The organism is Nocardia sp. NPDC102475 (assembly GCF_055584605.1).
The window spans coordinates 1-2,489 of the sequence record NZ_JBVJLS010000064.1; the positions used below are offsets into that span (position 1 = coordinate 1).

Here is a 2,489-nt window from a genome sequence, read left to right on the forward strand (position 1 = left end):
GTTGACGCCGGTGGGCAAGCTGGACCGAAGGGCGTTGCCGAAGCCGGTTTTCGCCGACCGCAAACCCTTCCGAGCACCACGAACACCAACCGAACGCGCGATCGCCCAGGCAATCATCGACGTATTGGGTATCGACACAATCGGTCTCGACGATTCGTTCTTCGCCCTGGGCGGCGACAGCTTGGTCGCGACCCGCGTCGCGGCGCGACTCGGGACCGCATTGGATGCCGAGATTCCGGTGCGACTGTTGTTCGAGGCGTCCACGGTCGCGGAACTTGCCACCCGCATCGAGCAGCATGCCGGTACCGGGCGCAGACGCGCGCCGCTCGTCGCCGGGCCGCGACCCGATCTCGTGCCGCTCGCGCCTGCCCAACAACGGATGTGGTTCTTCAACCAGTACGACACCGCATCGGGCGCATACAACATGCCGATCGCCATTCGGCTGCGCGGTGACTTGAACATCGACGCCCTGCACGCGGCGGTTATCGACGTGCTGGGCAGGCACGAGTCGTTGCGAACGCGGTATCCGGATGACCACGGAACGCTGGTCCAGCTGATCGAACCCGTTGAGAACGTGGACCGCGAGCTGATCGTGGTGCCGGTCGAGCCGAGCCAGTTGGTCCGGACGGTAACCGAATTCGTCGCCGACGGCTTCGATGTGACCATCCAGGCGCCCGTGCGTGCCCGGTTGTTCCGCATTGTCGGCGGCGCGGAACCGGAATATGTATTGGCCGTCGTTGTGCACCACATCGCCGCGGACGGCTTCTCCATGGCGCCGCTGGCCCGCGACGTGACAACCGCTTATGCCGCGCGGATCAGCGGCAGGGCCCCGGCCTGGACACCGCTGCCGGTCCAGTACGCGGACTACGCGCTGTGGCAGCAAGCGACCCTCGGCACACCCGACGATCCGGAATCGCTGTGCGCCGAACAGATCCGATACTGGACCGAGGCGCTGGACGGCGTTGCCGAGGAGCTCCGCCTGCCGTTCGACCGGCCGCGGCCGGTGGTGCTGTCGAATCGGGGCGCCACTATCGACTACTCGGTGTCCGCCGGTTCGGTGCGGGCATTGGAACGGTTTGCGCGGCAGCGTAATTCGTCGTTGTTCATGGCGATCCACGGCACGCTGGCCGTGCTGCTCGCCCGGTTGAGCGGCAGCACCGACATTCCGATCGGCACACCGATCGCCGGGCGCGGAATGGCCGCACTCGACGACATGATCGGCATGTTCGTCAATACCCTGGTGCTGCGGACCGAGATCGATCTCGACGAATCCTTCAGCGACCTGCTACGCCGGATCAAACAATCCGACTTGGACGCCTTCGAACACGCCGACGTTCCGTTCGAGCAGGTCGTGGACAAACTGGTCGTACAGCGGTCCCAAGCGCGACACCCGCTGTTCCAGGTGCTGCTGGCGTTCCAGAATCTGGAACCGGTAACACTGCGACTTCCCGATCTAGAGCTGTCGATGGTCGAACTGCCCAACCAGGTATCCCGGTTCGATCTGCAATTCATCCTGTCGGAAAACCATGACAGCGGCGATATGAGCGTCGCGGTCACCTATGCCACCGATCTGTTCGACGCCGCGACCGTCGATTCTGTTGTCCATCGGTGGATTCGGATTCTGGAGTCGATCGCCGCCGATCCGACTGTGCCTGTTGGGGCGATCGACGTTCTAGAACCGGCTGAGCGAGTCGATCTACTGACTCGGTCCGGTGCGCCGTCGGCTCCGCCCACCACGTTGCCCGACCTGCTGACGGCGGCAGCCGCGCTCGATCCCGACGCCACCGCGATCGTGTGCGACGGACAACGGCTGAGTTATCGAGAGCTGGACGAACGTTCCAACCGGTTGGCGCGGCAGCTCATCCAACGCGGTATCGGACCGGAAGATGTTGTCGCGATCGGCATTCCACGTTCGGTGGACTCCGTGCTCGCCGCGTGGGCGGTGACCAAATCGGGGGCTGCTTTCCTGCCGATCGATCCCACTTATCCGGCTGAACGCATCACCCATATGATGACCGATTCGAAAGCGGCCCTCGGCATTACGGCCGGGTCCATACCCGCGCGATTGCCAGAGGGCACCGAGTGGTTGACGTTCGACAACCTCGACGAGGCCGACAGCGGTCCGATCACCGACGGCGACCGGGTTCGTCCGTTGCGGATCGACGATATCGCCTACGTCATCTACACCTCCGGATCAACCGGACTACCCAAGGGTGTCGCGGTTACTCACCGCGGGCTCGGCAACTGCGCGGTCGCAGTCTCGAGCGCCATGTGTGTCGAATCCGGCTCCCGGACATTGCATCTGGCGTCACCGAGCTTCGACGCGTCGGTACTGGAGATGCTGTTGCCGTTGTCCGAGGGGGCGGCCATGGTCATTGCGCCGGCGGATGTCTACGGCGGTGATGAACTTGCCGCGCTGCTCGACCGCGAGCAGGTCAGCCACGTTCTCGTCTCACCTTCGGTGCTGTCCACGATCGACCACACCCGTT

1 protein-coding gene is annotated in these 2,489 nt (G+C 64.3%); it reads left to right on the forward strand.

Translation table 11 applies throughout. The features are described 5' to 3' along the window. Window positions 1-2,489: condensation domain-containing protein (locus tag ACZ60G_RS44030; protein ID WP_465818368.1), on the forward strand; the 2,489-nt coding region annotated here is incomplete at both ends.